The 25,806-nt window shown below is 72.6% G+C and carries 17 protein-coding genes, 1 tRNA gene and 1 riboswitch; of the genes, 8 read left to right on the top strand and 10 right to left on the bottom strand.

What is annotated here, in order from left to right; all coding sequences use genetic code 11:
• Window positions 1-600: 600 nt before the first annotated feature.
• The gene (locus SY2F82_RS27530; RefSeq protein ID WP_200421813.1) at window positions 601-1,149 is read right to left on the bottom strand and encodes a MarR family winged helix-turn-helix transcriptional regulator; all 549 of its coding nucleotides are present in this window, start codon (window positions 1,147-1,149) and stop codon (window positions 601-603) included.
• Between the two features lie 162 nt (window positions 1,150-1,311).
• Here SY2F82_RS27530 and SY2F82_RS27525 point away from each other — a divergent pair, with 162 nt between their 5' ends.
• Window positions 1,312-2,586: an MFS transporter gene (locus SY2F82_RS27525; RefSeq protein ID WP_200421846.1), complete on the top strand. Its 1,275-nt coding sequence runs from the start codon at window positions 1,312-1,314 to the stop codon at window positions 2,584-2,586.
• Window positions 2,587-2,605: 19 nt separating this feature from the next.
• On the opposite strand, the gene SY2F82_RS27520 is transcribed toward SY2F82_RS27525, so the two are convergent.
• Window positions 2,606-4,255, bottom strand: coding sequence for a SpoIIE family protein phosphatase (locus SY2F82_RS27520; RefSeq protein WP_200421812.1), 1,650 nt, complete (start codon window positions 4,253-4,255; stop codon window positions 2,606-2,608).
• A 207-nt stretch (window positions 4,256-4,462) separates the two neighbouring features.
• Entirely contained in the window at window positions 4,463-5,860 is a 1,398-nt protein-coding gene (locus SY2F82_RS27515) for an NAD(P)/FAD-dependent oxidoreductase (RefSeq protein ID WP_374707213.1), read from the bottom strand.
• Window positions 5,861-6,243: 383 nt separating this feature from the next.
• On the opposite strand from SY2F82_RS27515, the gene SY2F82_RS27510 reads away from it, so the two are divergent.
• Window positions 6,244-7,011, top strand: a complete 768-nt coding sequence (locus SY2F82_RS27510; protein ID WP_200421810.1) for a TetR/AcrR family transcriptional regulator — start codon at window positions 6,244-6,246, stop codon at window positions 7,009-7,011.
• Window positions 7,012-7,157: 146 nt separating this feature from the next.
• Here the strand turns inward: SY2F82_RS27510 and SY2F82_RS27505 are convergent, their stop codons facing one another.
• The gene (locus SY2F82_RS27505; RefSeq protein ID WP_200421809.1) at window positions 7,158-10,568 is read right to left on the bottom strand and encodes a BTAD domain-containing putative transcriptional regulator; all 3,411 of its coding nucleotides are present in this window, start codon (window positions 10,566-10,568) and stop codon (window positions 7,158-7,160) included.
• Window positions 10,569-10,678: 110 nt separating this feature from the next.
• Window positions 10,679-12,763 (bottom strand): asparagine synthase-related protein, encoded by a 2,085-nt coding sequence (locus SY2F82_RS27500; protein ID WP_200421808.1) that lies wholly within the window; start codon window positions 12,761-12,763, stop codon window positions 10,679-10,681.
• 682 nt (window positions 12,764-13,445) lie between these two features.
• On the opposite strand from SY2F82_RS27500, the gene SY2F82_RS27495 reads away from it, so the two are divergent.
• The 4 genes from SY2F82_RS27495 (at window position 13,446) to SY2F82_RS27480 (ending at window position 18,704) form a co-directional block, all read left to right on the top strand.
• Window positions 13,446-14,870, top strand: coding sequence for an MFS transporter (locus SY2F82_RS27495; protein ID WP_200421807.1), 1,425 nt, complete (start codon window positions 13,446-13,448; stop codon window positions 14,868-14,870).
• A 54-nt stretch (window positions 14,871-14,924) separates the two neighbouring features.
• Window positions 14,925-16,163 (top strand): L-2-hydroxyglutarate oxidase, encoded by a 1,239-nt coding sequence (gene lhgO / locus SY2F82_RS27490; RefSeq protein WP_374707212.1) that lies wholly within the window; start codon window positions 14,925-14,927, stop codon window positions 16,161-16,163.
• Window positions 16,164-16,420: 257 nt separating this feature from the next.
• Window positions 16,421-17,278: a tRNA (guanosine(46)-N7)-methyltransferase TrmB gene (gene trmB, locus SY2F82_RS27485; protein WP_374707211.1), complete on the top strand. Its 858-nt coding sequence runs from the start codon at window positions 16,421-16,423 to the stop codon at window positions 17,276-17,278.
• Window positions 17,279-17,339: 61 nt separating this feature from the next.
• Entirely contained in the window at window positions 17,340-18,704 is a 1,365-nt protein-coding gene (locus tag SY2F82_RS27480; RefSeq protein ID WP_200421806.1) for a PrsW family intramembrane metalloprotease, read from the top strand.
• 45 nt (window positions 18,705-18,749) lie between these two features.
• Here the strand turns inward: SY2F82_RS27480 and SY2F82_RS27475 are convergent, their stop codons facing one another.
• The 5 genes from SY2F82_RS27475 to SY2F82_RS27455 form a co-directional block, all read right to left on the bottom strand.
• Window positions 18,750-19,694 (bottom strand): aldo/keto reductase, encoded by a 945-nt coding sequence (locus SY2F82_RS27475; RefSeq protein WP_200421805.1) that lies wholly within the window; start codon window positions 19,692-19,694, stop codon window positions 18,750-18,752.
• A gap of 88 nt (window positions 19,695-19,782) precedes the next feature.
• On the bottom strand, window positions 19,783-20,805 hold the full coding sequence (locus SY2F82_RS27470) for a M23 family metallopeptidase (RefSeq protein WP_200421804.1): 1,023 nt from the start codon (window positions 20,803-20,805) through the stop codon (window positions 19,783-19,785).
• Between the two features lie 11 nt (window positions 20,806-20,816).
• Window positions 20,817-20,973: riboswitch (cyclic di-AMP (ydaO/yuaA leader) on the bottom strand.
• 211 nt (window positions 20,974-21,184) lie between these two features.
• The gene (locus tag SY2F82_RS27465) at window positions 21,185-22,390 is read right to left on the bottom strand and encodes a PP2C family protein-serine/threonine phosphatase (RefSeq protein ID WP_200421803.1); all 1,206 of its coding nucleotides are present in this window, start codon (window positions 22,388-22,390) and stop codon (window positions 21,185-21,187) included.
• A 433-nt stretch (window positions 22,391-22,823) separates the two neighbouring features.
• Window positions 22,824-22,897, bottom strand: a tRNA-Met gene (locus SY2F82_RS27460).
• Window positions 22,898-23,013: 116 nt separating this feature from the next.
• The gene (locus tag SY2F82_RS27455; RefSeq protein WP_200421802.1) at window positions 23,014-24,162 is read right to left on the bottom strand and encodes a dihydrofolate reductase family protein; all 1,149 of its coding nucleotides are present in this window, start codon (window positions 24,160-24,162) and stop codon (window positions 23,014-23,016) included.
• A 79-nt stretch (window positions 24,163-24,241) separates the two neighbouring features.
• Here SY2F82_RS27455 and SY2F82_RS27450 point away from each other — a divergent pair, with 79 nt between their 5' ends.
• A complete protein-coding gene (locus SY2F82_RS27450; RefSeq protein ID WP_200421801.1) occupies window positions 24,242-24,751 on the top strand; it encodes a MarR family winged helix-turn-helix transcriptional regulator in 510 nt (169 codons plus the stop codon).
• A gap of 348 nt (window positions 24,752-25,099) precedes the next feature.
• Complete coding sequence (gene ribA, locus SY2F82_RS27445; RefSeq protein ID WP_200421843.1) at window positions 25,100-25,738, top strand: GTP cyclohydrolase II; 639 nt, start codon at window positions 25,100-25,102, stop codon at window positions 25,736-25,738.
• Window positions 25,739-25,806 lie beyond the last annotated feature (68 nt).

Below are 25,806 nucleotides of genomic sequence, written 5' to 3'. Positions count from 1 at the left end.
ACAGCGTCCTCGCTGTGTTATTTCAAAGGAACCTCGACCATCGGAATCATCCGACGGACGGGGTATCAACATATCTGGCGTTGACTTTTGGCACGCTGTTGAGTTCTCAAGGAACGGACGCTTCCTTTGTACTCACCGGAGAGACTCACTCTCTCGGCTTTCCTCCGGGCGCTTCCCTTCGGTGTTTCCGACTCTATCAGATCTTTTCTCGACCCGATTTCCTCGGTGCTTTCCGGCCTTTCGGCCTTCCGGCTTTGTCGACTTTATCAGATCCCTCAGTCACCTTCGGGGGCTGATGCCCAGTCAACCGGGCTTGTCCTCCCGGCCCTTGGGCCGTTCCGACGTCTCCGACTCTAGCGGATCTCTCCGGCGATTCCCAATCGAGCGGATCGGGGTCGCCGTTCCCAATCAAATCCAATTTCGGGCATGCCGAAATCGACCCGGCTGGGAGATCGTGCTGAGTGGTTTGTTGCCGCTGATGCGGCGGAGGTGCTGCCGCAGAACCGTTACGGCCCCGTGGCAACCCGAAGAACTTTACGGATCGGGGGGTGGACTGTCAAGCCTCCCCACCCTGGCACCGCGTCAAACCTGCGGGCGGCGTCAGTCCAGGTCGCTGAGGCGGCCGCCGGCGTCCGGCTGTGCGTCTTCCACGCGGCGCAGCAGGCGCGTCAGCACGTCGCCCAGGACCGTGCGTTCCTCGGGCGAGAGGTCCTGGAGGAGGTCTTCCTCGAACCCGGAGGCAAGGCGCATCGCCTCCAGCCACTTCTCACGGCCCTCGTCGGTCAGCTCCACGATGACGCGGACGCGGTTGGCCTCGTCGCGCTCCCGGGTGACCAGCCCCTCGCCGACCATGCGGTCGATGCGGTGGGTCATCGCGGCCGGCGTCAGACCGAGCCGCTTGGCCAGGTCGCTCGGGCCCATGCGGTAGGGGGCGCCGGAGAGGACGAGGGCCTTGAGGACCTCCCAGTCGGTGTTGCTGATGCCGAGCGCTGCGGTCTGGCGGCCGTAGGCGACGTTCATGCGGCGGTTGAGCCGGGACAGCGCCGAGACGATCTTCTCCACCTGCGGGTCCAGGTCCCGGAACTCGCGCTGGTAGGCGGCGATCTGTTCGTCGAGGGTCGGCTCGCTCACGCCGGGGGTGTCACCCATGGGCGCAGTATGACACGCGGCCGCTTGGCGTTGAACTCCTTGAAGGTGTACTGTTTAATCTCGAAATTTAGCTTCGAAGTCTTCAGGGTTAACCGCTTCAGAGGGTAAGACCTCGGGCTCTCGGCGGCCCGCTTCTCAAGGAAGGTGAAAGTGACCAGGGCGATGGGCGCAGCGATGCGCCGGATCCACGTGGGTAACGCACTCAGCGCGTTCGGTCTCGGCTTCACCGTCCCCTATCTGTACGTCTATGTGGCGCAGGTGCGGGATCTCGGTGCTGTGACGGCGGGTCTCGTACTCGCCGTCTTCGCTGTGGCCGCGCTGGTCGTGCTGCCGTTCGCCGGGCGGGCCATCGTCCGGCGCGGCCCGCTTCCGGTGCTGCTCGCCGCCCTCGTCATGGCCGCGGCGGGCTCCCTGAGCCTGGGTGTCTCGTCCGGCGCGGTGAGCGTGCTGCTGTCGGCGGCGCTGCTCGGGGCCGGGCAGGCGGTGATGCAGCCGGCGCTGGCCACGATGATCGTGGACTGCTCGGTCGCTGAGACGCGGTCGCGGGCCTTCGCGGTGCAGTTCTTCCTGCAGAACCTCGGGCTCGGGGTCGGTGGGCTGATCGGCGGGCACCTCGTCGACGTGTCGCGGGCGGCGTCCTTCACGCTGTTGTTCGCGATCGAGGCGGCGATGTTCCTCCTGCTGGTCGTGGTCATGGCGACGGTGCGGATGCCGCGGGCGCCGAGGATCGAGGAGACGGCGCCGCGGGGCGACGGGGCGAGCTGGAGGCAGCTGCTGGAAAACCGTGCCATGGTGCAGCTGTGCGTGCTGGGCTTCGTGCTGTTCTTCGCGTGCTACGGACAGTTCGAGTCGGGGCTGAGCGCGTACGGCGTGGAGGCGGCCGGGATCTCGACGTCCGCCCTGGGTACGGCGCTGGCGGCGAACACGGCGACCATCGTGGTGGCACAGTTCGCGGTGCTGAAGTTCGTTGAGCGGCGCAGGCGGTCGCGGGTGATCGCGGCCGTGGGACTGATCTGGGCCGTGGCGTGGGCTGTCGCGGGATACGCGGGGCTGGGTCACGGCAGCCGGGAGATGGCGACGGCCGCGTTCGTGTCGACGTACGCGCTGTTCGGACTCGGTGAGGCGATGCTGTCGCCGACGGTCGCGCCGCTGGTGGCGGACCTGGCGCCGACGGGGATGGCGGGGCAGTACAACTCGGTGTTCGCCCTGGTGAAGCAGTTGGCGCTGGCGGTGGGGCCCGCGGTGGGTGGTCCCCTCGCGGCGGCCCTGCCGGGACCCTACGTCGTGACGTTCCTGCTGTGCTCGCTGGGCATCACGGTGCTGGCGGTGCGGCTCGGGCGGCTGCTGACGCCGGCGCAGAACCGGCCGTCGCTGGGCAGGAGCCGGGTCGTGGCCCAGGGGGGTACGTCGGCGGAGCCGGCGTCGGCGCGCACCTGAGCGCCCCTGCCCGGGGAACTCAGCCGTCGGCCTTCGGCAGGGCGAACTCGCACCACACCGCCTTCCCACCCCCGGGCGTCCTGCGTGACCCCCAGCTCGACGCGATCGTGGCCACGATGGCGATGCCCCGGCCCGCCTCGTCCGCGGGTTCCGCACGGCGGCGCCTGGGGAGGTGGTCGTCGCCGTCCGTGACCTCGATGATCAGACGGCGGTCCGTGCGGCGCAGGCGCAGCCGCATGGGCGGCGTGCCGTGCTGCAGCGAGTTGGCGACCAGTTCGCTCGCCGCCAGCACCCCGTGATCGTGCAGGTCCGCCGGGAACCGCCAGCTCGTCAGCACACCGGAGGCGAACGCACGCGCGCGTGGCGCCGCCTCCACCCCGCCCAGCAACTCCAGTGCGGCGTTGCGGAACAGCTCGCCGTCCGGTCCCGTCCGGGCCGGGTGCTGGAGGACCAGGACCGCCACGTCGTCGTCGTGGCCCGCCGTGACACCCGCCGAACGGAGCAGGCGGTCGCAGATCACCTGGGGTGTGCCCGTGGCGCCGGCGAGCGCACCCGCGAGAGCCGCGATGCCTTCGTCCAGGTCGGCGTCCCGGCGTTCCACCAGTCCGTCGGTGTAGAGGACGGCCGTGGATCCCGGTGCCAGCGGTACCGAGCCGGAGGTGTGCATCCAGCCGCCCGTGCCGAGGGGCGGGCCCGTGGGTTCGTCCGCGCGCAGGACGTTGCCGCTCTCGTCGCGGACCAGGATCGGGAGGTGGCCGGCCGAGGCGTACACCAGCCGGCCCTCGTTCGGGTCGTGGACGGCGTAGACGCAGGTCGCGATCTGGTTGGCGTCGATCTCCGTGGCGAGGCCGTCGAGGAGCTGGAGGACCTCGTGCGGGGGCAGGTCCAGGCGGGCGTACGCGCGCACCGCCGTGCGCAGCTGGCCCATCACCGCAGCCGCGCGGACGCCCCTGCCCATGACGTCGCCGATCACCAGCGCGGTGCGGCCGCCGCCGAGGGTGATCACGTCGTACCAGTCTCCGCCGACCGCGGCCTCGGTGCCGCCGGGCTGGTAGGTGGCGGCGATGCGCAGGTCGTCGGGTTGTTCGAGTTCCTGGGGCAGCAGGGATCGCTGGAGGGTCACCGCGGTCCGGCGCTGCTCGCGCTCGCTGGCGCGCAGCCGCTCGGCGGCGTCGGCGTGGTCGGTGACGTCGGCCGCGAAGACGAGCACGCCCCGGGACTTGTCGTCGGGTGCGTCCACCGGGGTGCAGGTGAAGGTGTACGAACGGCCGCCGGGCGCCTTGCGGGACTTGACCGTGCGCGGCTTGGAGCTGCGCAGCACCTGGTCGAGGAGCGGGAGGAGCCCGAGTGCCTCCAGCTCGGGCAGTGCCTCGCGCGCGGGTTCGCCGACCGGGCGGGCGCCGAAGGCCGCCGTGTAGGCGTCGTTCACGTAGGCGACGCGGTGGTCGGGGCCGTGCACCAGGGCGACGAGGGCGGGGATGCGGTCGAGGACCTCCCGCGCCGGCAGTTCGTCGAGGGCGGGCACGCTCGGCGTGTCGTCGGTGAGCCGCTCGGCGCGGGCCACGGGCACGGAGCCGTCCCGCCGGTCCGGTGAGACCGCGTGGTCGGTCCGCGCTGCGGCGCGGCGCTGCGTTCCGGGGAGCCGGGCGCTCCAGCGCGTGAAGTTCACCGATTCCTTGCCTCGTCGTTGTCGTCTCCGGCCGGCTCCGGATCCGGGCGGGGTCCGGGGGGCCAGTCCCCGGGGGTGCGGCGCTGTGGGGAAAGCCTGGTGGGTGCGTCAGGGCGAGGGTCGGCCCGCCCAGCTCGTGGACCAGTCTGGCCGACCGGACCGACATCCGTCAGACGTCGGTGTTTCCGGCGGAGTTCCTGGGTCCGCTCAGTTCGACCCCTTCGGGTCTGAAGAATGCTTTCCACCGGCGGCCAGTTCGAACTCCGCACGGGGATGTTCGAGTGAACCGAGCGACACGATCTCCCTCTTGAAGAGGCCTGCCAGCGTCCATTCGGCCAGTACGCGAGCCTTGCGGTTGAAGGTGGGCACCCTGCTGAGGTGGTACGTGCGGTGCATGAACCACGCGGGCCAGCCCTTGAGCTTGCGCCCGTAGACGTGGGCGACCCCCTTGTGCAACCCCAGGGACGCCACCGAACCGACGTACTTGTGCGCGTACGTCTCCAGGGGTTCGTCGCGCAGCGCGTGCACGATGTTGTCGCCGAGCACCTTGGCCTGGCGCAGCGCGTGCTGGGCGTTGGGTGCCGTCTCCCTGCCGGGCTCCTCGGCGGTGACGTCGGGGACGGCGGCCGCGTCTCCCGCGCCCCACGCGTGCGTGACGCCGTCCACGGTCAGCTGCGGGGTGCACTTCAGGCGTCCGCGCTCGTTCAGCGGCAGGTCGGTCGCGGCGAGGATCGGGTGCGGCTTCACACCGGCGGTCCACACGACCGTACGGGTCGGGAAGCGGGAGCCGTCGGAGAGGACGGCGACCCGGTCGGCGCAGGACTCCAGGCGGGTCTCGAGGCGCACGTCGATGTTGCGGCGGCGCAGCTCGGTGACGGTGTAGCGGCCCATCTCCTCGCCGACCTCGGGGAGGATGCGGTCGGAGGCCTCCACGAGGATCCACCGCATGTCCTCGGGCTTGACGTTGTGGTAATAGCGGGCGGCGTAGCGGGCCATGTCCTCCAGCTCGCCCAGCGCCTCCACGCCGGCGAAGCCGCCGCCCACGAAGACGAAGGTGAGGGCCGCGTCGCGGATCGCGGGGTCGCGGGTGGAGGAGGCGATGTCCATCTGTTCGATGACGTGGTTGCGCAGGCCGATGGCCTCCTCGACGGTCTTGAAGCCGATGCCGTGGTCGGCGAGACCGGGGATGGGGAGGGTGCGCGAGATGGAGCCGGGTGCGAGGACGAGTTCGTCGTACGCGATCTGTTCCGCCTGCCCGGTCTCCTCGCCGGCGAGCGTGGAGATGGTGGCGATCCGCTTGGCGTGGTCGACGGCCGTGGCCTCGCCGATGAGGACGTGGCAGTCCGGGAGGACGCGGCGCAGCGGGACGACCACGTGGCGCGGCGAGATGGCGCCGGCAGCCGCCTCCGGCAGGAACGGCTGATAGGTCATGTAGGGGTCGGGCGAGACCACCACGATCTCCGCCTCGCCGCGGCGGAGTTCCGCCTTCAGCTTCCGTTGCAGGCGCAGCGCCGTGTACAGGCCGACGTAGCCGCCGCCGACGATGAGGATGCGCACACACTTCGGGTGTTCGGGGGGCGTCGCCCGGTGGAATGCAGCCGTCACCTTCCCATGAGGCACCCGGCGCCCGAATTTGTCCACAGGCCCGGCAAATTGTGTGACGGGACGGACGGGTGGGGCAGGGTTGGCCGAATCACCGGCATGCGGAGAATCACCGCAGGTCAGCATGGGTGTGAGCGGTTACTGCGAGGGGTACGAAGGGGGCGAATCCGGCCGGTACTCCGATCGGGGGGCGACCCGCCCGGAACGCGCCCCTTCTGAATTGACTCCCGCTCAACTATGTTCGTCTCTTGACGGGGTGTAGGGGGGATGCGCTCGCGGGTCCGCGACGGACGGGCCCGGTCACGTACGACGCCTGTTCCGTACGCTCCGGTTTCCGATAGCGGGGAGAGTCTCCGGGGGGAGACGTCAGGACCGGGGGAACACTCATGCACATTCAGGACTCTCATTGGTCGTCCGTGTCCGCCGTCGCGGCGGCGGGCACGGTGAGCGCGGCGGTGGACAACGGACGCGGGGATGCTGCGCGGACGACGCCGCTGCGTGTGGATGCACAGCGCAATCTGGAGCACGTACTGCGCGCGGCACGCGAGGTCTTCGGCGAGCTGGGGTACGGCGCGCCGATGGAGGACGTGGCGCGACGCGCGCGGGTCGGCGTCGGCACCGTGTACCGGCGCTTCCCGAGCAAGGACGTCCTGGTGCGGCGGATAGCCGAGGAGGAGACCTCCCGGCTGACCGAGCAGGCCAGGACGGCGCTCGGTCAGGAGGACGAACCGTGGTCGGCGCTCTCGCGCTTCCTGCGCACATCGGTGGCCTCGGGCGCGGGACGGCTGCTGCCGCCGCACGTGCTGCGGGTGGGGGTCGTCGAGGAGGGCACGGAGGAGTCCGACGCGGGGTCGGTGGACGGGGCCCGGGTGCCGCAGCAGCGGTCCGAGTCGTCCACCGAGCTGCGGCTCGTGGAGCAGCGGTCCGCGCCGGAGCCGGACGACGCCGGAGCGGCGACGCTGCTGGAGGTCGTCGGGCAGCTCGTGGAGCGGGCACGCGCGGCGGGTGAACTGCGGCCGGACGTCACCGTGTCGGACGTGCTGCTGGTGATCGCCACGGCGGCGCCCTCACTGCCGGACGCCGCCCAGCAGGCGGCGGCCTCGGCGCGGCTGCTGGACATCCTCCTGGAGGGCCTGCGGTCCCGCCCGGTGTGAGCCGGACCGACCGCCGCACCGCCCAGGGACGACCGCCGCGAGCGCCGCCGGGCCCCAGGGACCCGGCGGCGCTCGCGGATCGGGCGGAGGCACGGTTCACCCGTCGGCACGGCCCCTGACCTCCCGACTCACCGGGGGCCGCCGGCTCAACGGACGGGGTGGTCCGCGGACGCCACCGCCAGCTCTCCCAGCACGTCGTCCGGGGTGAACTCCGTGCCCCTCGCCCGCTCCACGTCGAACCGGGCCCGCCCGAGCGCCTTCAGCGCGGCCGCCTCGGTCCGCTCAGCCTCGACGCGGTCCGGCTCGGGTCGTACGGCGTTCGGCAGGCGCCACCGGTCGGCCGCCGCGAGCAGCCGGACCGCGCGGGCATGCTCGCCGAGGGCGGCCAGGGCGTTCGCCGCGATGTCCACGAGCCCCGCCGTCACCGACTCAGCGCACCCGCTCTCCACCGCATGGCGCAGCGCATCGGCGAGCTTGGGCAGTCCGTGGCACGGCCCGGACTCGGCGATGGTGACGAGCGCGTCGATGCCGTTCAGCGCGGCGATGAACTGCGGCGGCGGCGCGTTCCGGACGGTCTCCACCCGCGCGCTCTCGCACAAGGCGCGCGCCCGGAGGGTTTCCCCGTCGTCCAGCGCCATCTGCGCGCGCAGCAGGCTCACGTACCCGCGGGCGTCGTGCACCCCGTACCGGTCGGCGGCGTCGCTCGCCTCGTCCAGCGCCGCCTGCGCGTCCGCCCGTTTGCCCTCCCGGTAGGCGATCTCGCCGAGCCGGGCGAGCAGGAACGGGGACTCCGCGTACGCCCCCACCTCGTGGGCGAGCCGCAGTGCCTCCTCGTACTCGCCCTTCGCCTCCTCGAAGGAGCCGCGCCCCATCGCCGCCTCCCCGACCGCGCTGGACACCTGTGCGCTCATCCAGCGGTCGCCGACGCGACGGCTGAGCGTGCGCAGCTCGGTCAGGTCGCCGTCCACGTGGTGCAGACCGCCCGGGGAGTCGACGAGCATGTGCGCGCGGAACATGAGGGCCACGCCGGTCTCCCAGTCACCGCCGTAGCGGCGGCAGTTGGCGAGGATGGCGTCCATGGCGTGCCGGACGTCGTACGACTCGCCCAGATGGAACACGGTCAGCGCCCAGAGCATGCCGGGAAACCGGGCCGCGTCCGGACCGCCCCGCTCGAAGGCCGCCCGGACCCGGGCGGTGTACCGCCGGGTCCGTTCGTCCCGCATCGACTCCGACGGCCGTGATTCCACGACGAAGAACAGGTGCAGCATCCGCAGACGCATCCGCAGGGAGTGCAGGGGGTGCCGCTCCTCGGCGGCGGGCCGGGCGAGGAAGGCGTCGACGTGGTCGATCGCGGCGAGTTCGTCGAGGACGTCGGTGGAGGGACGCCTGGTCGCCGCTGCCGCCGACGCCGACCACGGCGGGGAGCCGGCCGTGGCACCGGCATCCAGAGCCGCTCCCAGGCGCAGCACCCGCTCCGTCCATTCGGTGCCCTCCCGCCGGAAGTTGCGCAGCCACCAGAACCAGCCCGTGGCCAGCACGACGGCGCCGGCCTCCTCCTCGTCACCGGCGGCGATCGCGCGGTACAGCGCGGCCCGGATGTTGTCGAGTTCCGTCTCCAGGCGGCGGATCCACGGCAGCTGCCCCGCGGAGCGCAGCTTCGGTTCGGCCTCCTCGACGAGCGCCCGCACCCACGCCCGGTGCCGGCGCTCGGCGGCGGCGCGCAGCTCGGGGGCCTCGGCGGCGCGCTCGGTTGCGTACTCGTGGATCGTCTCCAGCATGCGGTAGCGCATGCCCGTACCGCCGTCCCCGTCGCCCGGGCTCGCGACGACCAGGGACTTGTCGACGAGCGCCCCGATCAGGTCGGCGACCGGGCCGGTGCACACCGCCTCGGCGGCGGCGAGGTCCCAGCCGCCGGCGAAGACGGAGACCTCGCGCAGCACCGTGCGCTCCCGTTCGTCGAGCAGGTCCCAGGACCAGTCGACGACCGCGCGCAGGGTCTGCTGGCGGGGCAGCACCGTGCGGCTTCCGGAGGTGAGGAGACGGAAGCGGTCGTCGAGACGGTCGGCGATCTGCCGGGGGGTCAGCAGCCGCAGGCGGGCGGCGGCCAGCTCGATGGCCAGGGGCAGGCCGTCGAGACGGCGGCAGATCTCGTCGACGGCCTCGGGGTCGTGAACGGCGTGCGGGTCGGGGCGCACGGCCGCCGCACGCTCGAGGAAGAGGCGGTGCGCGGGATCGGGCGGCAGGGGCTCCACCGGGCGGACCGACTCGCCGGGTACACCCAGGGGTTCACGGCTGGTGGCGAGGATCGTGAGGCCCGGGCAGTGCGTGAGCAGCGTCTCGGCCAGCTCGGCCGCCGCGTCGATCACATGTTCGCAATTGTCGAGGATCAGGAGTTCGCTGCGCGGGGCGCAGTACTCGATCAGCAGGGCGACCGGGTCGTCCTGCGGCATCGCCAGCTCGTTGGTGATCAGCACCGTCTCGCGCAGCCCGAGGGCGCTGACCACCGCGGCGGGGACCGCCTCCGGCCGGTCCAGCGGGGCCAGCTCGGCCAGCCACGCCTGCGGCAGCCCGGCGGCGGCTTCCTCGGCGAGACGGGTCTTTCCGGAGCCGCCCGGCCCGGTGAGGGTGACCAGGCGGGCCCTGTGGAGGTCCGAACGGATCGCCTCCAGTTCGAGTTCCCGGCCGACGAAGGAGTTCAGGCGGGGGCGGAGGTTGCCGGTGCGGGGGGCCGTCGGTGGCTTGAGCGGGGCGGGTGGCTGCGGGGAGCCCGGCCCGGGGGTCTGGGCGGTGGGCGGCGCCGAGGTCTGAGCGGATGTCTGCGGGGAGACCTGGGGGGAGATCCGGGGGGACAGCAGCTCGGCGTGCAGGGACTGGAGTTCGGGACCGGGGTCGGTGCCCAGGCCGTCCGCCAGGGCCCGGCGGGCGCGTTCGTACGCCGCGAGGGCGTCGGCGCCGCGGCCCATGGCGCGCAGCGCGCGGATGAGGAGGGCGTGGAGGGGTTCGTCGTACGGGTGCGCCGTCGTCAGCTCCGTCAGCTCCGGTACGACGTCCGGGGCTCGGCCGAGGCGCAGTTCGGCCTCGATGCGGGCGCGGGTCGCCGTCAGGCGCAGGGCCTCGGGGCGGGCGGCGGCGGTGCGGTCGGGCAGGTCGGCGAGGGCGGGGCCGTGCCACAGGGCGAGGGCCGTGCGCAGATCGCGGGCGGCGGTGTGCGGGTCGCCGTCGGTGAGGGCGGTGGTGCCGCGCTGGACGAGATCCTCGAAGACGAAGAGGTCGACGGAGTCGCGGCCGGCGTCGAGACGGTAGCCACCGGGGGCGGAGGCGACGGCGGTCCGGCCGAGGGTGCGGCGCAGGCGGGCGACGAGGGCCTGGAGCGCGGCGGGGGCGTCGAGCGGGGGGTCGTCCGGCCAGATCTCGTCGATGAGGGTCTGGGGGGTGGTGGTGCGGCCCGGGCGGAGGGCCAGGGCGGTGAGGAGGGCGCGGAGCCGGGGGCCGCCGAGGGGGACGGGGGTTCCTTGGTCGTCCTCTGCTTGGGCCGTGCCCAGGATTCTGTACCGCACCGGGTCATTGTTACGGGGGGTGGGAGGTGGGGCACGGGGTTTGTGGGTCCCTGGGCTGCGGATGCCGTGATCGGGTGCCCGCCGTCGCCTGCCCACAGGCGCGCCGTGCCCTACGCCCCAGCCCCCAGCGCCCTTCCCCGGGCCGAGATCCCCGCCGGTACCGCGCGTGCCCTTGCCGGGGTTCCCGTCCAGCAGGTGCCTCGGCGGGACAGGAGGCGGCGGAGCCAGAGTTCCAGGGAGACCAGGTCTGCCAGGCCGTCCAGGGGGAGGGGGGCGCCGTCGGCCGCCGCGCGTACCGCCTTGCGGACCACTCTGGCCTCCACCAGGCCCGCCTCCGCCAGCAGGGGGGCGGCGAAGAGGTCGACGAGGGAGTTCGCGGCGAGCCTGAGGCCCGCGCGGGTCGCGGCTGCCGAGGAGCCGTGGGAGGGGGTGCCCCAGCCGGGCGGCAGGCCGCCGACGCCCGCGCCCTCGAGGACCGTGCGCAGGATCGCCGCCCGTGCCCCCGGCTGCACCCGCAGGGTCTCGGGAAGCGCGCGGCAGGCGCGCACGACCTGGTTGTCCAGGAACGGGGCGTGCAGCCGCTGGGAGCGGATCTCGGCGGCCTGTTCCAGGACGCGGAGGTCGGTGGCGTGCCTCGCCAGTGCGGCACGCGCGCGGTGGTCGCCGGGACGCTGCCCGGGGCCGACGTCCGGCCGGCCCGCGGCACCCTGGAGGCGAACCGATACTTCAGCCAGCGCCTCACCGGTCAGCCAGCGGGCCGCCGGCCCGGGTCTCGCCCAGGTGAGCGCGGCGAGCGACGCGCCCACGGCACCCCCGGGCTCCTCGAACCGCCGCCGCATCAGCCGGTCGGCGAGTGCGTCGACGCCGGCCCGGTACGGCGTGCGGGACAGCTTGCGGGCCGCGCTGTACACGCGCGCGGGGACCATCACCGAGCCGTCCGCCTTCGCGAGCGCGGCCATGGGTCGCACCAGGTGGCGGCGCTTGCGGTCCATCAGCAGGTCGGCGAGTCGGGCCGGGTGCGCGTCGAGGACCTGCCGGGCGCCGTAGCCGGTGAAGTGGTCCGCGCTGCCCGACGCGAGACGGGCGCGGTGCCGGGCCGCCGTCACCAGGGAGGGGCCCGGTTCGTCCGTCAGTGGGCCCTCCAGGTCGGCATAAGGGAGCACTTCCTCTCCGCCGGTGACCACCACATGGTGCAGCCGGGGGTTGGCCGCGAGCGTGCCGGCCCGCTCCAGTTCGGCCTCGCGGCCCATGACGGCGAGGTCGTTGAAGGTGACGGCGAGCAGGCGTTCGCCGGCGCCGGTGCCGTGGCCGAGGATCGTGCCGGGCATGCCCGGCAGTCCGGCCGCGAGGAGGGCCAGGGTGCCGGATGCGGGGCCGCCGGACAGGTCGGCTCCGATGCCGGGGACGGGCATTCCGCGCGCGGCACGGCGTTCCGCGGGTCCCATGCCGGGCACCGGCCCGGGGTCGAGGTCGGCGCTCGGGACGTGCCGGGGTGCCGACAGACGCGCTCGTACGGCCTCGACCAGGGCGTCGCGCACCGCGTCCACCGCGTCGGCGGGGTCCGCCGGGGGCGCCGCGACCGCGAGGGAGGCGACCGGTTCGTACCCGGCGATCTCCCGGGCCCCCGCACGCAGGATCAGCGCGTGCCCCGGCGGGATGCGTCGTACGCCGTCGTACGGGGTGGAGTGGTGCAGCGCTGCCGGTACGTCGGGGGCGGCGAGCAGGGCCGCCAGGTGCCCGAAGTCCAGGTTGGCCTCGATGAGGTCGGCCAGCGGGAGCGCGGCGGTCGCGTAGGCCGTGCCGCCGGCCCAGGGGGTGTAGAACACCGGCCGGGCGCCCGCGAGGTCGCCGCACACAGTGATCCTGCGGCCGACCTGGACGACGGCCGTGTAGCTGCCGGACCAGGCGGTCAGATGGCGCAGCGCCCCGCCCCGGGCGGCGAACAGGGCGACACGCAGCTGCTCGTCGGATGCGCCGCAGGTGCCCAGGACCGCGATCCGGGTCCGCGCGTCGGCCTTCACGACGCGCACCTCGTCGGGACGCCAGTCGCCGACCGCCCACAGCGGATCGGGGTCGCCCCACAAAAGTTGGGAGCCGACCGGGTGCACGGTCTCGCCGTCGTAACCGGTGGCGCCGGCCGAGCCGGGCTCGACGGCTCCCGCGGCGGTGCTGCTCCATCCCACCAACCACCGCATCGACGCCTCCACAGGCTGTGGACAACCAGTGCACCGTACGAACGGCTCCATGCTGCCACGAAGAATGGGCCCCGGAGGGTGCAAGCCACAGCTCGTGCGCCCCGTAACGCGCCCGTGGAGAGCGGTCCCCGAGCCGGTGAACTTCCGCGCGACCCACGGCCGTCGGAGACACGACGAAGGAAACAGCGACGTGAATGCGCCCCCGTAATGCTCCCCGAAAACGCCGTTCGCGCCCTCAAGAGTCGTGGTCGGGGCCTTGGTGGCGGTCGAAATCCACCATCGGTTTTCGGCCAAATCGGCAGCGGGCGGCCAGGCTTGGGCACGCTCCGTACAGGCCCTGGGCAACGCACGGTCCGGGAGACGGACTTCGCCCCCCGGACCGGTCCGCCGCCCGCGGGGATGAAGGCGGCGGTGTCCCCCAGCCCACTGGATCCAGTACAGCGGGCCGACCCACGCACGGCCCATGGAACCGCCCCCGCGGTGGCCGGAGAAGAGCGCACGGACGGGCGCACGGCCACACAGCGGGAGCACGTGGCGACACTCCGTACATAAGTACGGACCACAATCCCGCCAACCGGATTTACGCCCCTTAACGCATGGGATGCGGCGAACTACGCTGGGTTTACGAATGCCGCGCGGTTATGCCACCGCTGCGGCAGCCGTCTGTGTCGAGGGGTGGCGCATGTCCAGGGAGCAACGCGGGCCGAACGAAAAGCTCGGCGCCGTTCTCGCCCTCGCGGGAATCAGCAACGCAGGACTCGCCCGGCGCGTCAACGATCTTGGCGCCCAGCGCGGGTTGACACTTCGCTACGACAAGACCTCGGTGGCGCGCTGGGTGTCGAAGGGCATGGTGCCGCAGGGTGCCGCGCCGCACCTGATCGCCGCGGCCATCGGCCAGAAGCTCGGCCGCCCCGTACCGCTCCACGAGATCGGTCTGGCGGACGCGGATCCCGCACCGGAAGTGGGCCTCGCCTTCCCCCGGGACGTAGGACAGGCGGTGAGATCGGCGACGGAGCTCTACCGCCTCGACCTCGCCGGGCGCCGGGCCGGCAGCGGCGGCATCTGGCAGTCGTTGGCCGGATCGTTCGCAGTGAGCGCTTACGCGACCCCTGCCTCCCGCTGGCTGATAACACCGGCCGACAGTTCGGTGGCCCGCGACCCCGTCCCGGGCGAGGGGTCCGGGGCGCCGATCAAGGTCGGCCACAGCGATGTCCGGAAGCTCCGCGAGGCCGCGGAGGACGCGAGGCGCTGGGACTCCAAGTACGGGGGCGGCGACTGGCGGTCGTCGATGGTGCCGGAGTGCCTGAGGGTGGAGGCGGCGCCGCTGCTGCTCGGGTCGTACTCCGACGAGGTCGGCAGGGCGCTGTTCGGCGCGGCCGCCGAACTCACCCGGCTGGCGGGCTGGATGGCCTTCGACACCGGTCAGCAGGAGGCCGCCCAGCGCTACTACATCCAGGCGCTGCGCCTCGCGCGCGCGGCGGCCGACGTGCCCCTCGGGGGCTACGTCCTGGCCTCCATGTCGCTGCAGGCGACCTACCGCGGCTTCGGTGACGAGGGCGTCGACCTCGCCCAGGCCGCCCTGGAGCGCAACCGCGGCCTGGCCACCGCCCGCACCATGAGCTTCTTCCGCCTGGTCGAGGCACGCGCGCACGCGCGCGCGGGTGACGCACAGGCGGCCGGCGCGGCCCTGAAGGCCGCCGAGGGCTGGCTGGAGAGGGCCCGCGACGGCGACAACGACCCGTCCTGGCTCGGCTTCTACTCCTACGACCGCTTCGCCGCCGACGCCGCCGAGTGCTACCGCGACCTCAAGGCCCCGCGCCAGGTCCGCCGCTTCACCGAACAGGCTCTGTCGCGGCCCGGCGAGGAGTACGTGCGCTCGCACGGCCTGCGCCTGGTGGTGTCGGCGGTCGCCGAGCTGGAGTCGGGCAACCTGGACGCGGCCTGCGAGCAGGGCGTGCGGGCGGTGGAGATCGCCGGGCGCATATCGTCGGCCCGCACCACCGAGTACGTACGGGACCTGCTGCACCGGCTGGAGCCGTACGGCGACGAACCGCGCGTGGCGGAGCTGCGGGAGCGGGCGCGGCCGCTTTTGATGGCTCCGGTCTGACGGCGCGGCCGCAGGGGGCGCCGCCCCGGGTTTGAAGGCATTGTCAGTGGCGCAGTGCACTATCGAAACCGGGAGGTGGAGCAGGTGCGGGAGATCGCCTACGACTGCGACGTGCTGGTGATCGGTGGCGGAATAGTCGGCCTGTCGACGGCGTATGCGATCACGCGCGCCGCGCCGGGCACGCGGGTGACCGTCCTGGAGAAGGAGGCCGGCCCGGCCCGCCACCAGACGGGACGCAACAGCGGGGTCATCCACAGCGGGATCTACTACCGACCCGGCTCCCTGAAGGCGCGGTACGCGGTGGGGGGTGCCGCCGAGATGGTCAAGTTCTGCGCGGAGTACGGCATCGCTCACGACGTCACCGGCAAGCTGATCGTCGCGACCGAGCGGGATGAGCTGCCGCGCCTGCACGCACTGGTGCAGCGCGGCCGGGAGAACGGCATTCCGGTACGGGAGCTGGGCGCCACCCAGATACCGGAGTACGAGCCGGAGGTGCAGGGGCTCGCGGCCATCCACGTGGGCACCACCGGGATCTGCGACTTCGTGGCGGTCGCCCGGCAGCTCGGGGAGGCCTCGGGCGCGGAGATCCGCTACGGGGCGGAGGTGGTCCGGATCGACCGGCGCGCCTCCCTGGGGGTCGCCGTACGCACGGGTGACGGGACGGTTCTCCGCGCGCGTGTGCTGGTGAACTGCGCCGGGCTGCACTGCGACGAGGTGGCCCGGCTGACCGGGGACGACCCCGAGGTGCGGATCGTGCCGTTCCGGGGCGAGTACTACACGCTGCGCCGGCCCGAGCTGGTGCGGGGGCTGGTGTATCCGGTGCCGGATCCTGCGTTTCCGTTCCTCGGGGTGCATCTGACCCGCGGGATCGACGGAGAGGTGCACATCGGGCCGAACGCGGTGCCGGCACTGGCCCGCGAGGGGTACGGCTGGGGGGTCGTACGGCCTCGGGAGCTGGGCGCGACGGTGGCGTGGCCGGGGTCGTGGCGGATCGCGCGTCGGCACTGGCGGTACGGGGCGGGGGAGCTGCGGCGGTCGGTGTCGAAGGGGGCGTTCACCGAGGCCGTGCGGAGGTTGCTGCCCGCGGTGCGGGAGGACGACCTCGTGCGGGCGCCTGCCGGGGTGCGGGCGCAGGCGGTGCTGCGGGACGGGACGCTGGTGGACGACTTCCTGATCCGGGAGGGGGCGCGGGCGGTGCACGTGCTGAACGCGCCGTCCCCCGCGGCCACCGCTTCGCTGGCGATCGGGCGGGAGGTGGCGCGGCGGGCGCTGGTGGTGCTGAGGCGGGACTGAGCGGTGCCCGGGCCGCGCCGCCACGGTTGGTTTCGCCCCCGCCGTCCCTGCTCTTCCCGTCCCTGCTCTTCCCGTCCCTGCTCTTCCCGTCCCTGCTCTTCCCGTCCCTGCTCTTCCCGCCCCTGGGGGCTCCGCCCCCAGACCCCCGTCGTCCTGCGGCCTCGTCCTCGAACTCCCCAGGCTCTTCGAGCAGGGGGACCGGACCCCCAGACGGGCGGGCTGGTTCCAGCTGACCAACCCCTAAAATTGATCCCACTGTGTCTGACTCCCTCAACTTCGCTCCCGAAGATTCCCAGCTCACCCCCGGTGGCGGCTCAGGTCGTGGCGCCGGCGCGTCCATTCGGCACGCCCGGGCGAAGGGGGAGCCCCGGTTTCCCGACGGGCCCAAGGCCGATCCCGCCGGGTCGCATTTCGAGCGGCGGATCCGTAGCTTCCAGCCGCGGCGGAGCCGGGTGACGGCCGGGCAGGCGGACGCGCTCCAGCGGCTGTGGCCCAAGTGGGGGCTGGACATCGACGGGCAGCGGGTCATCGACCTCGCCGAGCTGTTCGGGAACAGCCGCCCCGTCGTGCTGGAGATCGGTTTCGGCATGGGTGAGGCCACCGCGGAGATGGCCGCCGCCGACCCCGACACCGACATCCTCGCCGTCGACGTGCACACCCCCGGCCAGGGCAACCTGCTGGCCCTCGCCGACCGGGCCGGACTGACCAACATCCGCGTCGGCAACGGCGACGCGATCATCCTGCTCCGCGAGATGCTCGCCCCCGACTCCCTCGACGGGCTGCGCGTCTACTTCCCCGACCCCTGGCCCAAGAAGCGCCACCACAAGCGGCGGCTCATCCAGCCCGACTTCCTCACGCTCGCCGCGAGCCGTCTCAAGCCGGGCGCGCTGGTGCACTGCGCCACGGACTGGGAGCCGTACGCGGAACAGATGCTGGAGGTGTTCACCGCACACCCGGGGTTCGAGAACACCCAGCCCGGCGGCGGATACGCGCCACGTCCCGACTTCCGGCCGCTGACCCGTTTCGAAGGGCAGGGTCTGGACAAGGGTCATGTCGTGAACGACCTGCTCTTCCGGCGCGTACCGCACCGCGACCAGCCCACCGCCGAAGACTGAGCGTCCGCACGTCCGTTGGACACCGTCGCGGGCGGCTCCCCGTCTCGTTAGGGTCGATGCCGTGGCCACCTTTCCCTCGTACCCGACTCACCCGGGCGGTGACGCCGCCGGCTCGTTCGGGCACCCGCACTGGTGGCAGAGGCGGTGGGTGCGATACGGGGCGCTGACCACGCTCCTCGCGCTCTCCGGGCTCGTCATCCTGGCCCTCGTACGGCAGCAGACCGGGACCGAGGGCTTCCTGGTCGGGCTGGGCCTCGCGGTCCTCCCCGTGCCGCTGCTCATCGCGGCCTTCCGCTGGCTGGACCGGGTGGCGCCGGGACCCTGGCGGAACCTGATCTTCGCTTTCGCCTGGGGCGCGTGCGCCGCCGCGCTCATCGCGATCGTCGCCAACAGTTTCGCCACCCGGTGGATAGCGACCGCGACCGCCGATCCACACAGCGCCGACACGCTCGGCGCGACCGTGATAGCGCCGATCGTGGAGGAGTCCGCGAAGGCCGCGGCCGTGCTGCTGGTCTTCCTCTTCCGCAGACGGGACTTCACCGGAATCGTCGACGGAGTGGTGATAGCCGGCGTCACCGCCACCGGTTTCGCCTTCACCGAGAACATCCTCTACCTGGGCACGGCCTTCGGCACCGACCAGATGAGCGGGGGAAGCGGGCTGGCGTCCGTCACGGCCGCGACCTTCTTCGTCCGCGTGGTGATGTCGCCCTTCGCGCACCCGCTGTTCACCGTGCTCACCGGCATCGGCTTCGGCATCGCCGCGCTGTCCGCGGAGCGCCAGCACGTCCGGCGGGTGCTGACGCCGCTCTGCGGGCTGCTGCTCGCGATGGGCATGCACTCCATGTGGAACGGGTCGTCCACGTTCGGCCAGTACGGGTTCTTCGCGGTGTACGCGTCGTTCATGGTGCCCGCGTTCGGGCTGCTGACCTGGCTGGTCATCTGGACGCGGCAGCGGGAGCTGCGGACGGTGCGTGAGGAGCTGCCCGCGTACGTGGTCGCCGGGTGGATGGGGCCGGTGGAGCCGTTCGTGCTCGGTTCGATGCGGGCGCGGCGGCTGGCCCGTGAATACGCGAGGCAGCACTTCGGGAAGGACGCGGCGCGGTCGGTCGCGCGGTACGAGGCGTACGCGACGTCCCTGGCGTTCCTGCGCCACCGGGGGCGCAGGGGCCGCGCGGGCGCCGATTTCGTCGTACGGGAGCGGGAGTTGCTGACCGAGCTGTGGGCGCGCCGGGAGGTGGCGCGGCCGGCGCTGGCGTATGCGGCACGGGCGACGGCACCGGTGGCTCCGCCGGTGTGGCCGGGGTACGGGCACGTGACCTTCCAGGGCCCGCCGCAGTACGGCCCTGCGATGCCGCAGTACGGCCCTGCGATGCCGCAGTACGGCCCTGCGGTGCCGTATCCGGAGTACAACCCCTATCGCTCCTAGGAGTTGGCGCCGGCTCGGCACCACCCGATTCCGCCGTCTGCCGTGCTACGCCGACGCCTCCGTCAGCTTCGCCACGTCCTCGTCCGTCAGCGTCAGGTCCGCCACGGCCAGCAGCGCCGGCAGCTGCTCCACCGTCCGCGCCGAGGCGATCGGTGCCACGACCGTCGGCTGGGCCGCCAGCCAGGCGAGCGCCACCGTCGGGATCTCGGCGCCCCGGGCCTCGGCGATCTCGTCCAGGGCCGTCAGGACCCGCTGTCCGCGCTCGGTCGCGAGGTGCTTGGCCGCGCCCTCCGCGCGCGCCGACTCCACCGTCGTCCCCGGCCGGTACTTGCCGGTCAGGAAGCCCGCTGCCAGCGCGAAGTAGGGAACCGCCGCGAGCCCCGCCCGGGAGGCGAGGTCCTGCAGCGCACCCTCGTAGGTGTCGCGCGAGACCAGGTTGTAGTGCGGCTGCAGTGCCACGTACCGCGCCAGGTTCTCGCGGTCCGAGAAGTCCAGGGACTCCTGGAGGCGCTCGGGGGAGATGTTGGAGGCGGCGACGGCGCGCACCTTGCCCGCCTTCACCAGCTCGTCGAGCGCGCCGATGATCTCCTCGACCGGCACCTCCGGCTTGTCGTAGTGCGTGTAGTAGAGATCGATGTAGTCGGTGTCCAGACGGCGCAGGGACGCGTCGGCCGCGGCCTTGATGTTGGCGGCGGTCAGGCCCTGGTAGTCGGGGTGCTGGCTGACCTTGGTCGCGATGACCACGTCGGAGCGGTTGCCGCGCGCCTTCACCCACTTGCCGATGATGGTCTCGGACTCGCCGCCCTCGTTGCCCGGCACCCAGGCCGAGTACGCGTCGGCCGTGTCGACGAAGTTCCCGCCCGCCTGCGCGTATGCGTCGAGGACGGCGAAGGACTGTGTCTCGTCGGCGGTCCAACCGAAGACGTTGCCGCCGAGGGACAGCGGGAAGACCTCGAGGTCGGAAGAACCCAGCTTGCGAAGAGAAGTCATGCCCTGTGTCAACGCCCGGACCAGGCCGGTGTCTTCCGGGAAGCCCGCAAAGATCTTGCAAACGAACGCGCTCGTGGCGGGGGTGGGGTCAGGGGTTGAGGCCCTTGCCGCGCAGCCAGGCCAGCGGGTCGATCGCGGCGCCGCCGTCGGGGTGGACCTCCAGGTGCAGGTGCGGCCCTGTGACGTTGCCGGTCGCGCCCACTCGGCCGATGACGTCGCCCGTGCTGACCTTCTGCCCGACCGTGACGCTGATCGACGACTGGTGGCAGAACCACAGCTCGGTGCCGTCGTCGAGGGTGAGGATCGTGCGGTAGCCGTACGAGCCGGCCCAGCCCGCCTCCGTGATCGTGCCGCTGTGGACGGCCTTGATGAGCGTGCCGGTGGGTGCGGCGAAGTCCAGCCCGGTGTGGAAACCGGAGGACCACATGGCACCGGCGTCGCCGAAGTGGGAGGTCAGGGTGTAGGAGGAGGTCGGCAGCGTGAACTGCCGGGCGAGAGCGGCGAGCCGCGCGGCCTCCTCCGCCTTCTTCTTCTCGGCGGCGGCCTTGGCCTGCGCGTCGTCCTGCGCCTTGGCCGCCGCGGCGGCGGCCTTCTTCACCGCGGCGTCCTCGGCGGCCTGCGCCGCTTCCTGCGCGAGCCGGTCCTGCTGGGATTCGGCCTGCTGCATGATCCGGGCGCGCAGCGCCTCGCCCGCGCCCTTCGAACCGGCGGCGTCGGTGGCATCGCGGGCGTCGGTCCGGCCGACGCTGCTGAGAGCGGTGGCCGAGCTCTCGGGGGCGCCGGAGTCGTCGCCGATGAGCGCCTTGGCGGATTCCGTGACCGAGGAGAGGTCCGGCAGGGATATGGACACCGGCGGCTTGCCGGACTGCGCGGTGGCCATGCCGCCCGCGCCGACGGCGGCGATCACACCGACGCCGAGGACGGTGGAGCTGCGGGCGAGCCCGCCCCCGCGCTGCTTGACGACGCGGTGCCGACCGCGGACGGGGCGGATGGAGTCCTCGGTGGGGTTCCACTCCTCCCAGGGGCCCTCGTCGATACCGGGGGCGACGTCGAGCGTCTGAGTACCGTTCGGGGCGAACGAGGTGCTCTGGGCAGGCCGGTTGAACGCCACGTGGGCGCACTCCTTTCCTTCCGTCTCGCCTACCGGGTTAGCTGACGGGTTCGGAGCAGGAAGGTCTCCTACGCGCGTATACCGGCCGTGCGACACGGCGGTATCCGCGTGATTCACCCCAAGGTGGTGGTTCCCCGGCTCCCTCGCGGGATTCGGCAGGCGCGCACGGAGCCGCCTTCGGTGACGGCTGGGACGACCGCGCTGCGTTATCGAACGTTAATAGACCCGGGGCCCGGATTCCAAGCCGTTCAGGCAGATCCGTTCATGCCGCTGGCCAGGACTTACGTGGCCCGAACGGCGGAAATCGGGCGAGTCGCCCCCGTCCCAGTGACCTCACAGATATTGACAGCATGTCAGTTGTTATGCGGAATGCCACGACTCACTCACTCTTCGTGATCGCGCTCAGAGGGCGTCCGGGCCGGCGCACGGCCAGCAGCGCCATGTCGTCCGTGCCGCGGCCACCGGTGTGCCGGGCGACCTCGCGCGTGACGGTGCTCAGCAGGGCGCCGGGGCTGGGGAAGACCCGTCCGGCGAGGCGGACGGCGGGGTCGTAGAACCGGCCGTGCGCGTCCCGTGCCTCCGAGACGCCGTCGGTGTGGAGGAGCAGCGTCGAGCCGGGCGGGAAGTCCCACTCCTCCACCCGGTCGGGCCAGACGCCGAGGTCGCCCATGCCGAGCGGCAGCGCGGGCTCGCGGGCCTGGAGTTCTCGCAGGGAACCGTCCGGGAGCAGGAGCAGCGGGGCGGGGTGGCCGCGGTTGACGATGCGGACGACGCCGGAGCCGTGCGGGATCTCGGCGAGGACCGCGGTGGTGAACCCCTCGTACACGTCGGGCCCCTCGCGTCCGGCGCGGTCGCGTGACAGCGCCCGTTCCAGGCGCTGGGCGACGGCCTCGAGCGTGGGCTCCTGCTCGGCGGCCTCCCGGAAGGCGCCGATCACCACGGCCACGGCGGTCACGGCATCCATGCCCTTGCCGCGTACGTCGCCGACGACGAGCCGTACCCCGTGCGGGGAGTCCTGGACGGTGTACAGGTCCCCGCCGATGAACGCGTCGGCCTGAGCGGCCTCGTAGCGGGCGGCGATGTCCAGCCCACCGATCCGGGCGGCGGGCTCGGGCAGCACCGCACGCTGCGCCGCCTCGGCGATCTGGCGGGCGGAGGCGAGGCGGGCGACGTTGCGGCGGACCAGCACGTTGATGAGGACGGCGAGGGCGGCGACGGTGACGACGGTGGCCACCTCGGTGACCTCGCCCGCCTTCCCGAGCACGCCGAGCCCGAGGTGGACCCCGAAGACCACGACGACGGCCGCCGTGCCGGTGAGGACGGTGCCGCGCAACGAGAACAGGGGCGCGGCGACGAGCGGCGCGGCGGTGAAGAGGGGGCCGGCCGTGTAGTCGGACGGGGCGAAGAGGTCGAAGCAGACTCCGGCGACGATCAGCAGCCAGGGCAGGGCCCGCAGAAAGGCCCGCGCGTACGAGATCCGCCGCTCCTCGGCCTCCGTGACGGCCTCCGCCTCGGCCCCTGTGTACGCCGAAACCGCAACGGTCCTCGCACCGGAGGCGGGGACGGGGGTGTCGGGGTCGGGCATGGAGGCTCCGGCGGCTCCGGCAGCTCCGGCAGCTCCGACGAGCCGGCCGGGTCGGCCGGGTCGGCGGTCCTCGCGGTCGGGCAGACGCCCGCCGGACCGGTTGCTGCGGTCGGGGAGACGCCCGCCCGACCGGTCGTGACGGTCGGAGAGACGCCCGCCCGACCCGTCCTGGCGGCCGGAGAGAGGCCCGCGCGACCGCTCGTGGTCCTCGGCCCTCTCCTCACGGGGCCCCTCGGGCCCGCGCCGCTCGTCCGGATCTTCCTGCTCCCATGACCACCGCTCGCCTGCTTGCTGCACCACCCGTCCAGGCTTCCCGGAAGGGCGGCGGGGGGCGACCGCTGTGGGCCGGGCGGAGTAGCCGCCAGTGGGTGAAAGAGGGCCGGGGAAACACCGAGGGCCGGAGCCCTTTCGGACTCCGGCCCTCGGCCTTCAGTAGCGGGGACAGGATTTGAACCTGCGACCTCTGGGTTATGAGCCCAGCGAGCTACCGAGCTGCTCCACCCCGCGTCGGTGATTCCAGTGTACGCCATGCGCGCGACAGGTAGCGCACGGGTTTCGCCCCCATGCCTCCCACCAGCGATTTCCGGCCGTACGCGGAGCTGCTCGGCCCCCCTTCGAGGCCGTCAGGACCGGGCGGCCGGGGGCAGCAGATGGGCGTTCGGGGCCTTGGCGCGGTCCTCGTACTCCGGCAGCAGCACCACGTCCACGCCGGCGGCCGTCAGCACCGCGTTCCCGTCAGCCGACGCGACGAACGTGTCCGGTTCCCGCCAGGCGGTCACCACCCGTCGTACCCCCGCCTCGATGATCAGCCGGGCGCAGGGCGCGGGCCGGGACGCGCGGCGGGAGCACGGCTCCAGACTGCTGTATACCGTCGCGGAGGCCAGCCTCGGATCCGTCGGGTCCAGCTTCGCCAGCGCCGCTTCCTCGGCGTGCACCACCGGGTCGCCGCCCTCCCGGGAGTGTCCCCGCGCAAGTTCCGTGCCGTCCGCCGCGACGACCACCGCGCCGACGCTGAAGGCGGTCTCCGACGGCGGGCAATGGGCCGCCAGTTCGCAGGCCACCTCCAGCCACCGCCGGTCCGCGGCCGAGGCGAGCCTCCCGGTGCCGGGCGCGGTGGGCACGTACCGCATCAGCACCACGTCCCCGACCGCGCGCGTCTCCACCAGCCGCATCCGCCCCGGCGGGTACGCGCCGTGCCCGAACATCCGCGGGGCGTCCGGCTCCCCCACGAACAGCGGCGCCACCACGAGCTGCACCTCGTCCGCGAGCCCCTGCTGGAGCAGTCGCGTGTGCACGCTCCCGCCGCCCTCGACCATCAGCCGCCGTACGCCCTTCACGTCCCCGAGGTGGTCGAGCACGGCCCGCCACTCCACCTCCGGCCCGAGCGCGACCACCTCCACGTCCGCCGGCAGCAGACCGCGCAGCCGCCGGGCGCCCTTGTCCGTCGTGTAGAGGGTCTTCGCGCCGCCCGTGTGCCAGAAGCGGGCCTCGGGATCGAGGTCCCCGGACGCGCTGACCGTGACCTTCAGCGGATACTCCGGCAGCCCGGCGGCGAGGCGGGCCGCACGCCGCTCGGCCGAGTAGACCAGCAGCCGGGGGTTGTCGGTGCGCAGCGTGCCCGCGCCGATGAGGATGGCGTCGCTGCCCGCCCGCACCTCGTCGACCCGGTCGAAGTCCTCCGGGCCGGACAGCAGCAGCCGTTCGGGCCCGGTGTCGTCCAGGAAGCCGTCGAGGGAGACGGCGGCGGACAACAGGACGTAGGGGTGGGCCATGGCGGCGCTCCTGGGTTCGGGACGATCCGGCGAACGAGGCAACTTGGTTCAACTTTTAAACAATAACTACACTGTCAGTATGACGACCCGCTGGCTCACCCCCGAGGAACTGCGTGCCTGGCGCTCGTACCTGGCCGCGTCGTGGCTCCTGGAGGACGCGATCGACCGGCAGCTCCAGCAGGAGGCCGGCATGCCGCACCTTTACTACTCGGTCCTGGCCAACCTCTCCGAGGCGCCCGACCACCGTATGCGCATGACCGATCTCGCCGAGGCGCTGAAGATCACGCGCAGCCGGTTGACGTACGCGGTCACCCGGCTGGAGAAGGACGGAACGGTCCGCCGGGAGGGCTGCCCGACCGACAAGCGCGGCAGCGTCGCGATCCTGACGGAGGACGGCAGGGCGCTTCTGGAGCGTACGGCGCCCGGTCATGTCGAGACCGTCCGCTCGGCCGTCTTCGACCACCTCACCGAGGAGCAGGTGGCCCAGTTGGAGGCCATCTGCTCCCGGATCACGGAGGCGCTCCAGCAGGACGAGGAGCGGTCGGCGTGCGGCGAACTGCCGTGGCGCCGGCGTTCGTCCACGCCCTGACTCAGGCGGCGCGCGACGGGCGACGGGCGACGGGCGACACAGGAAAAATAGTTGCTTGAAATTTAAAGCAGGGATAGAGTCTCGGCCGAGGTTGTGCTTCAAATCTGAAGCATGAGGCCGAAGCGCGAAGCGCATCCTCCGCACCCGCCATCGTCGGCCAGGAGAAAGACGACAGCCATGCGCGACGCACACGAGACCGCCCCTTCCCGTGACACCGGTGACACAGCCGACCCGCACACAACCGCCCCGCACACGGCGGGGCTGCCCGCAGCCGCCCTGGCCGTCCCCCTCCCCGCCAACGACCTGGCCGGCGCCGTTCTTCCCGCCGGCGAGCTGCTCGCTGCCGACCTGCCCGGTGCCGACCTTCCGGCCGCCACGGTCCGCACCCGGGTGACGGTCCCGCTCCGCTTCGGCGACGGCTACACGGTCACCGCCGACCTGGTCACCTTCCACGGCCTGGCCGACGGGCAGGAGCACGTGGCCGTGGTGCTCGGCGAGCCGGCCGCCGGGCGGCCGCCGCTGGTGCGGCTGCACTCCGAGTGCCTGACCGGCGACGTCTTCGGCTCGGCCCGCTGTGACTGCGGCCCCCAGCTGCGGGAGGCGGTGGAGCGCATCGCCGAGCACGGCGGCGTCCTGCTCTACCTGCGCCAGGAGGGCCGCGGCATCGGCCTCTACAACAAGCTCGACGCCTACGCTCTCCAGGACCAGGGCCTGGACACCTACGAGGCGAACGCCGCGCTCGGCCTGCCGGAGGACGCCCGCGACTACACGGCCGCCGCACAGATGCTCCGCGCGCTCGGCATCGACGCCCTGGACCTGCTCTCCAACAACCCCGACAAGGCCCGGCAGCTGCGCGACCTCGGTCTCACGGTCACCCACCGCGTCCCCACGGGCGTCTTCACCACGGCCCAGAACGTGCGCTATCTGCGCGCCAAGGTGGTCCACACCCAGCACACGCTGCCGCTCACGGAACTGACGGCGGGCTGAAAGGGAGGGACGTTCCCGCGCGCACGGGCGCAGAAGTCCGTGGCTGTGTGATCCAGGACACTCCGGAT

Origin of the sequence: Streptomyces sp. Y2F8-2 (assembly GCF_014905555.1) — a bacterium.
GTDB lineage: Bacteria > Actinomycetota > Actinomycetes > Streptomycetales > Streptomycetaceae > Streptomyces > Streptomyces cynarae.
The sequence above is the reverse complement of the archived record's forward strand: the minus strand, read 5'-3'. Positions and strand labels throughout refer to the sequence as shown.

Excerpts from the sequence above, each read along its gene's own strand:
- SY2F82_RS27500 (WP_200421808.1), bottom strand. The coding sequence starts at position 12,763 with ATGCGGTGGTTGGTGGGATGGAGCAGCACCGCCGCGGGAGCCGTCGAG.
- SY2F82_RS27455 (WP_200421802.1), bottom strand. The coding sequence starts at position 24,162 with ATGGCCCACCCCTACGTCCTGTTGTCCGCCGCCGTCTCCCTCGACGGC.
- SY2F82_RS27530 (WP_200421813.1), bottom strand. The coding sequence starts at position 1,149 with ATGGGTGACACCCCCGGCGTGAGCGAGCCGACCCTCGACGAACAGATC.
- SY2F82_RS27450 (WP_200421801.1), top strand. The coding sequence starts at position 24,242 with ATGACGACCCGCTGGCTCACCCCCGAGGAACTGCGTGCCTGGCGCTCG.
- SY2F82_RS27495 (WP_200421807.1), top strand. The coding sequence starts at position 13,446 with ATGTCCAGGGAGCAACGCGGGCCGAACGAAAAGCTCGGCGCCGTTCTC.
- SY2F82_RS27475 (WP_200421805.1), bottom strand. The coding sequence starts at position 19,694 with ATGACTTCTCTTCGCAAGCTGGGTTCTTCCGACCTCGAGGTCTTCCCG.
- SY2F82_RS27510 (WP_200421810.1), top strand. The coding sequence starts at position 6,244 with ATGCACATTCAGGACTCTCATTGGTCGTCCGTGTCCGCCGTCGCGGCG.
- SY2F82_RS27465 (WP_200421803.1), bottom strand. The coding sequence starts at position 22,390 with ATGCCCGACCCCGACACCCCCGTCCCCGCCTCCGGTGCGAGGACCGTT.
- SY2F82_RS27525 (WP_200421846.1), top strand. The coding sequence starts at position 1,312 with ATGGGCGCAGCGATGCGCCGGATCCACGTGGGTAACGCACTCAGCGCG.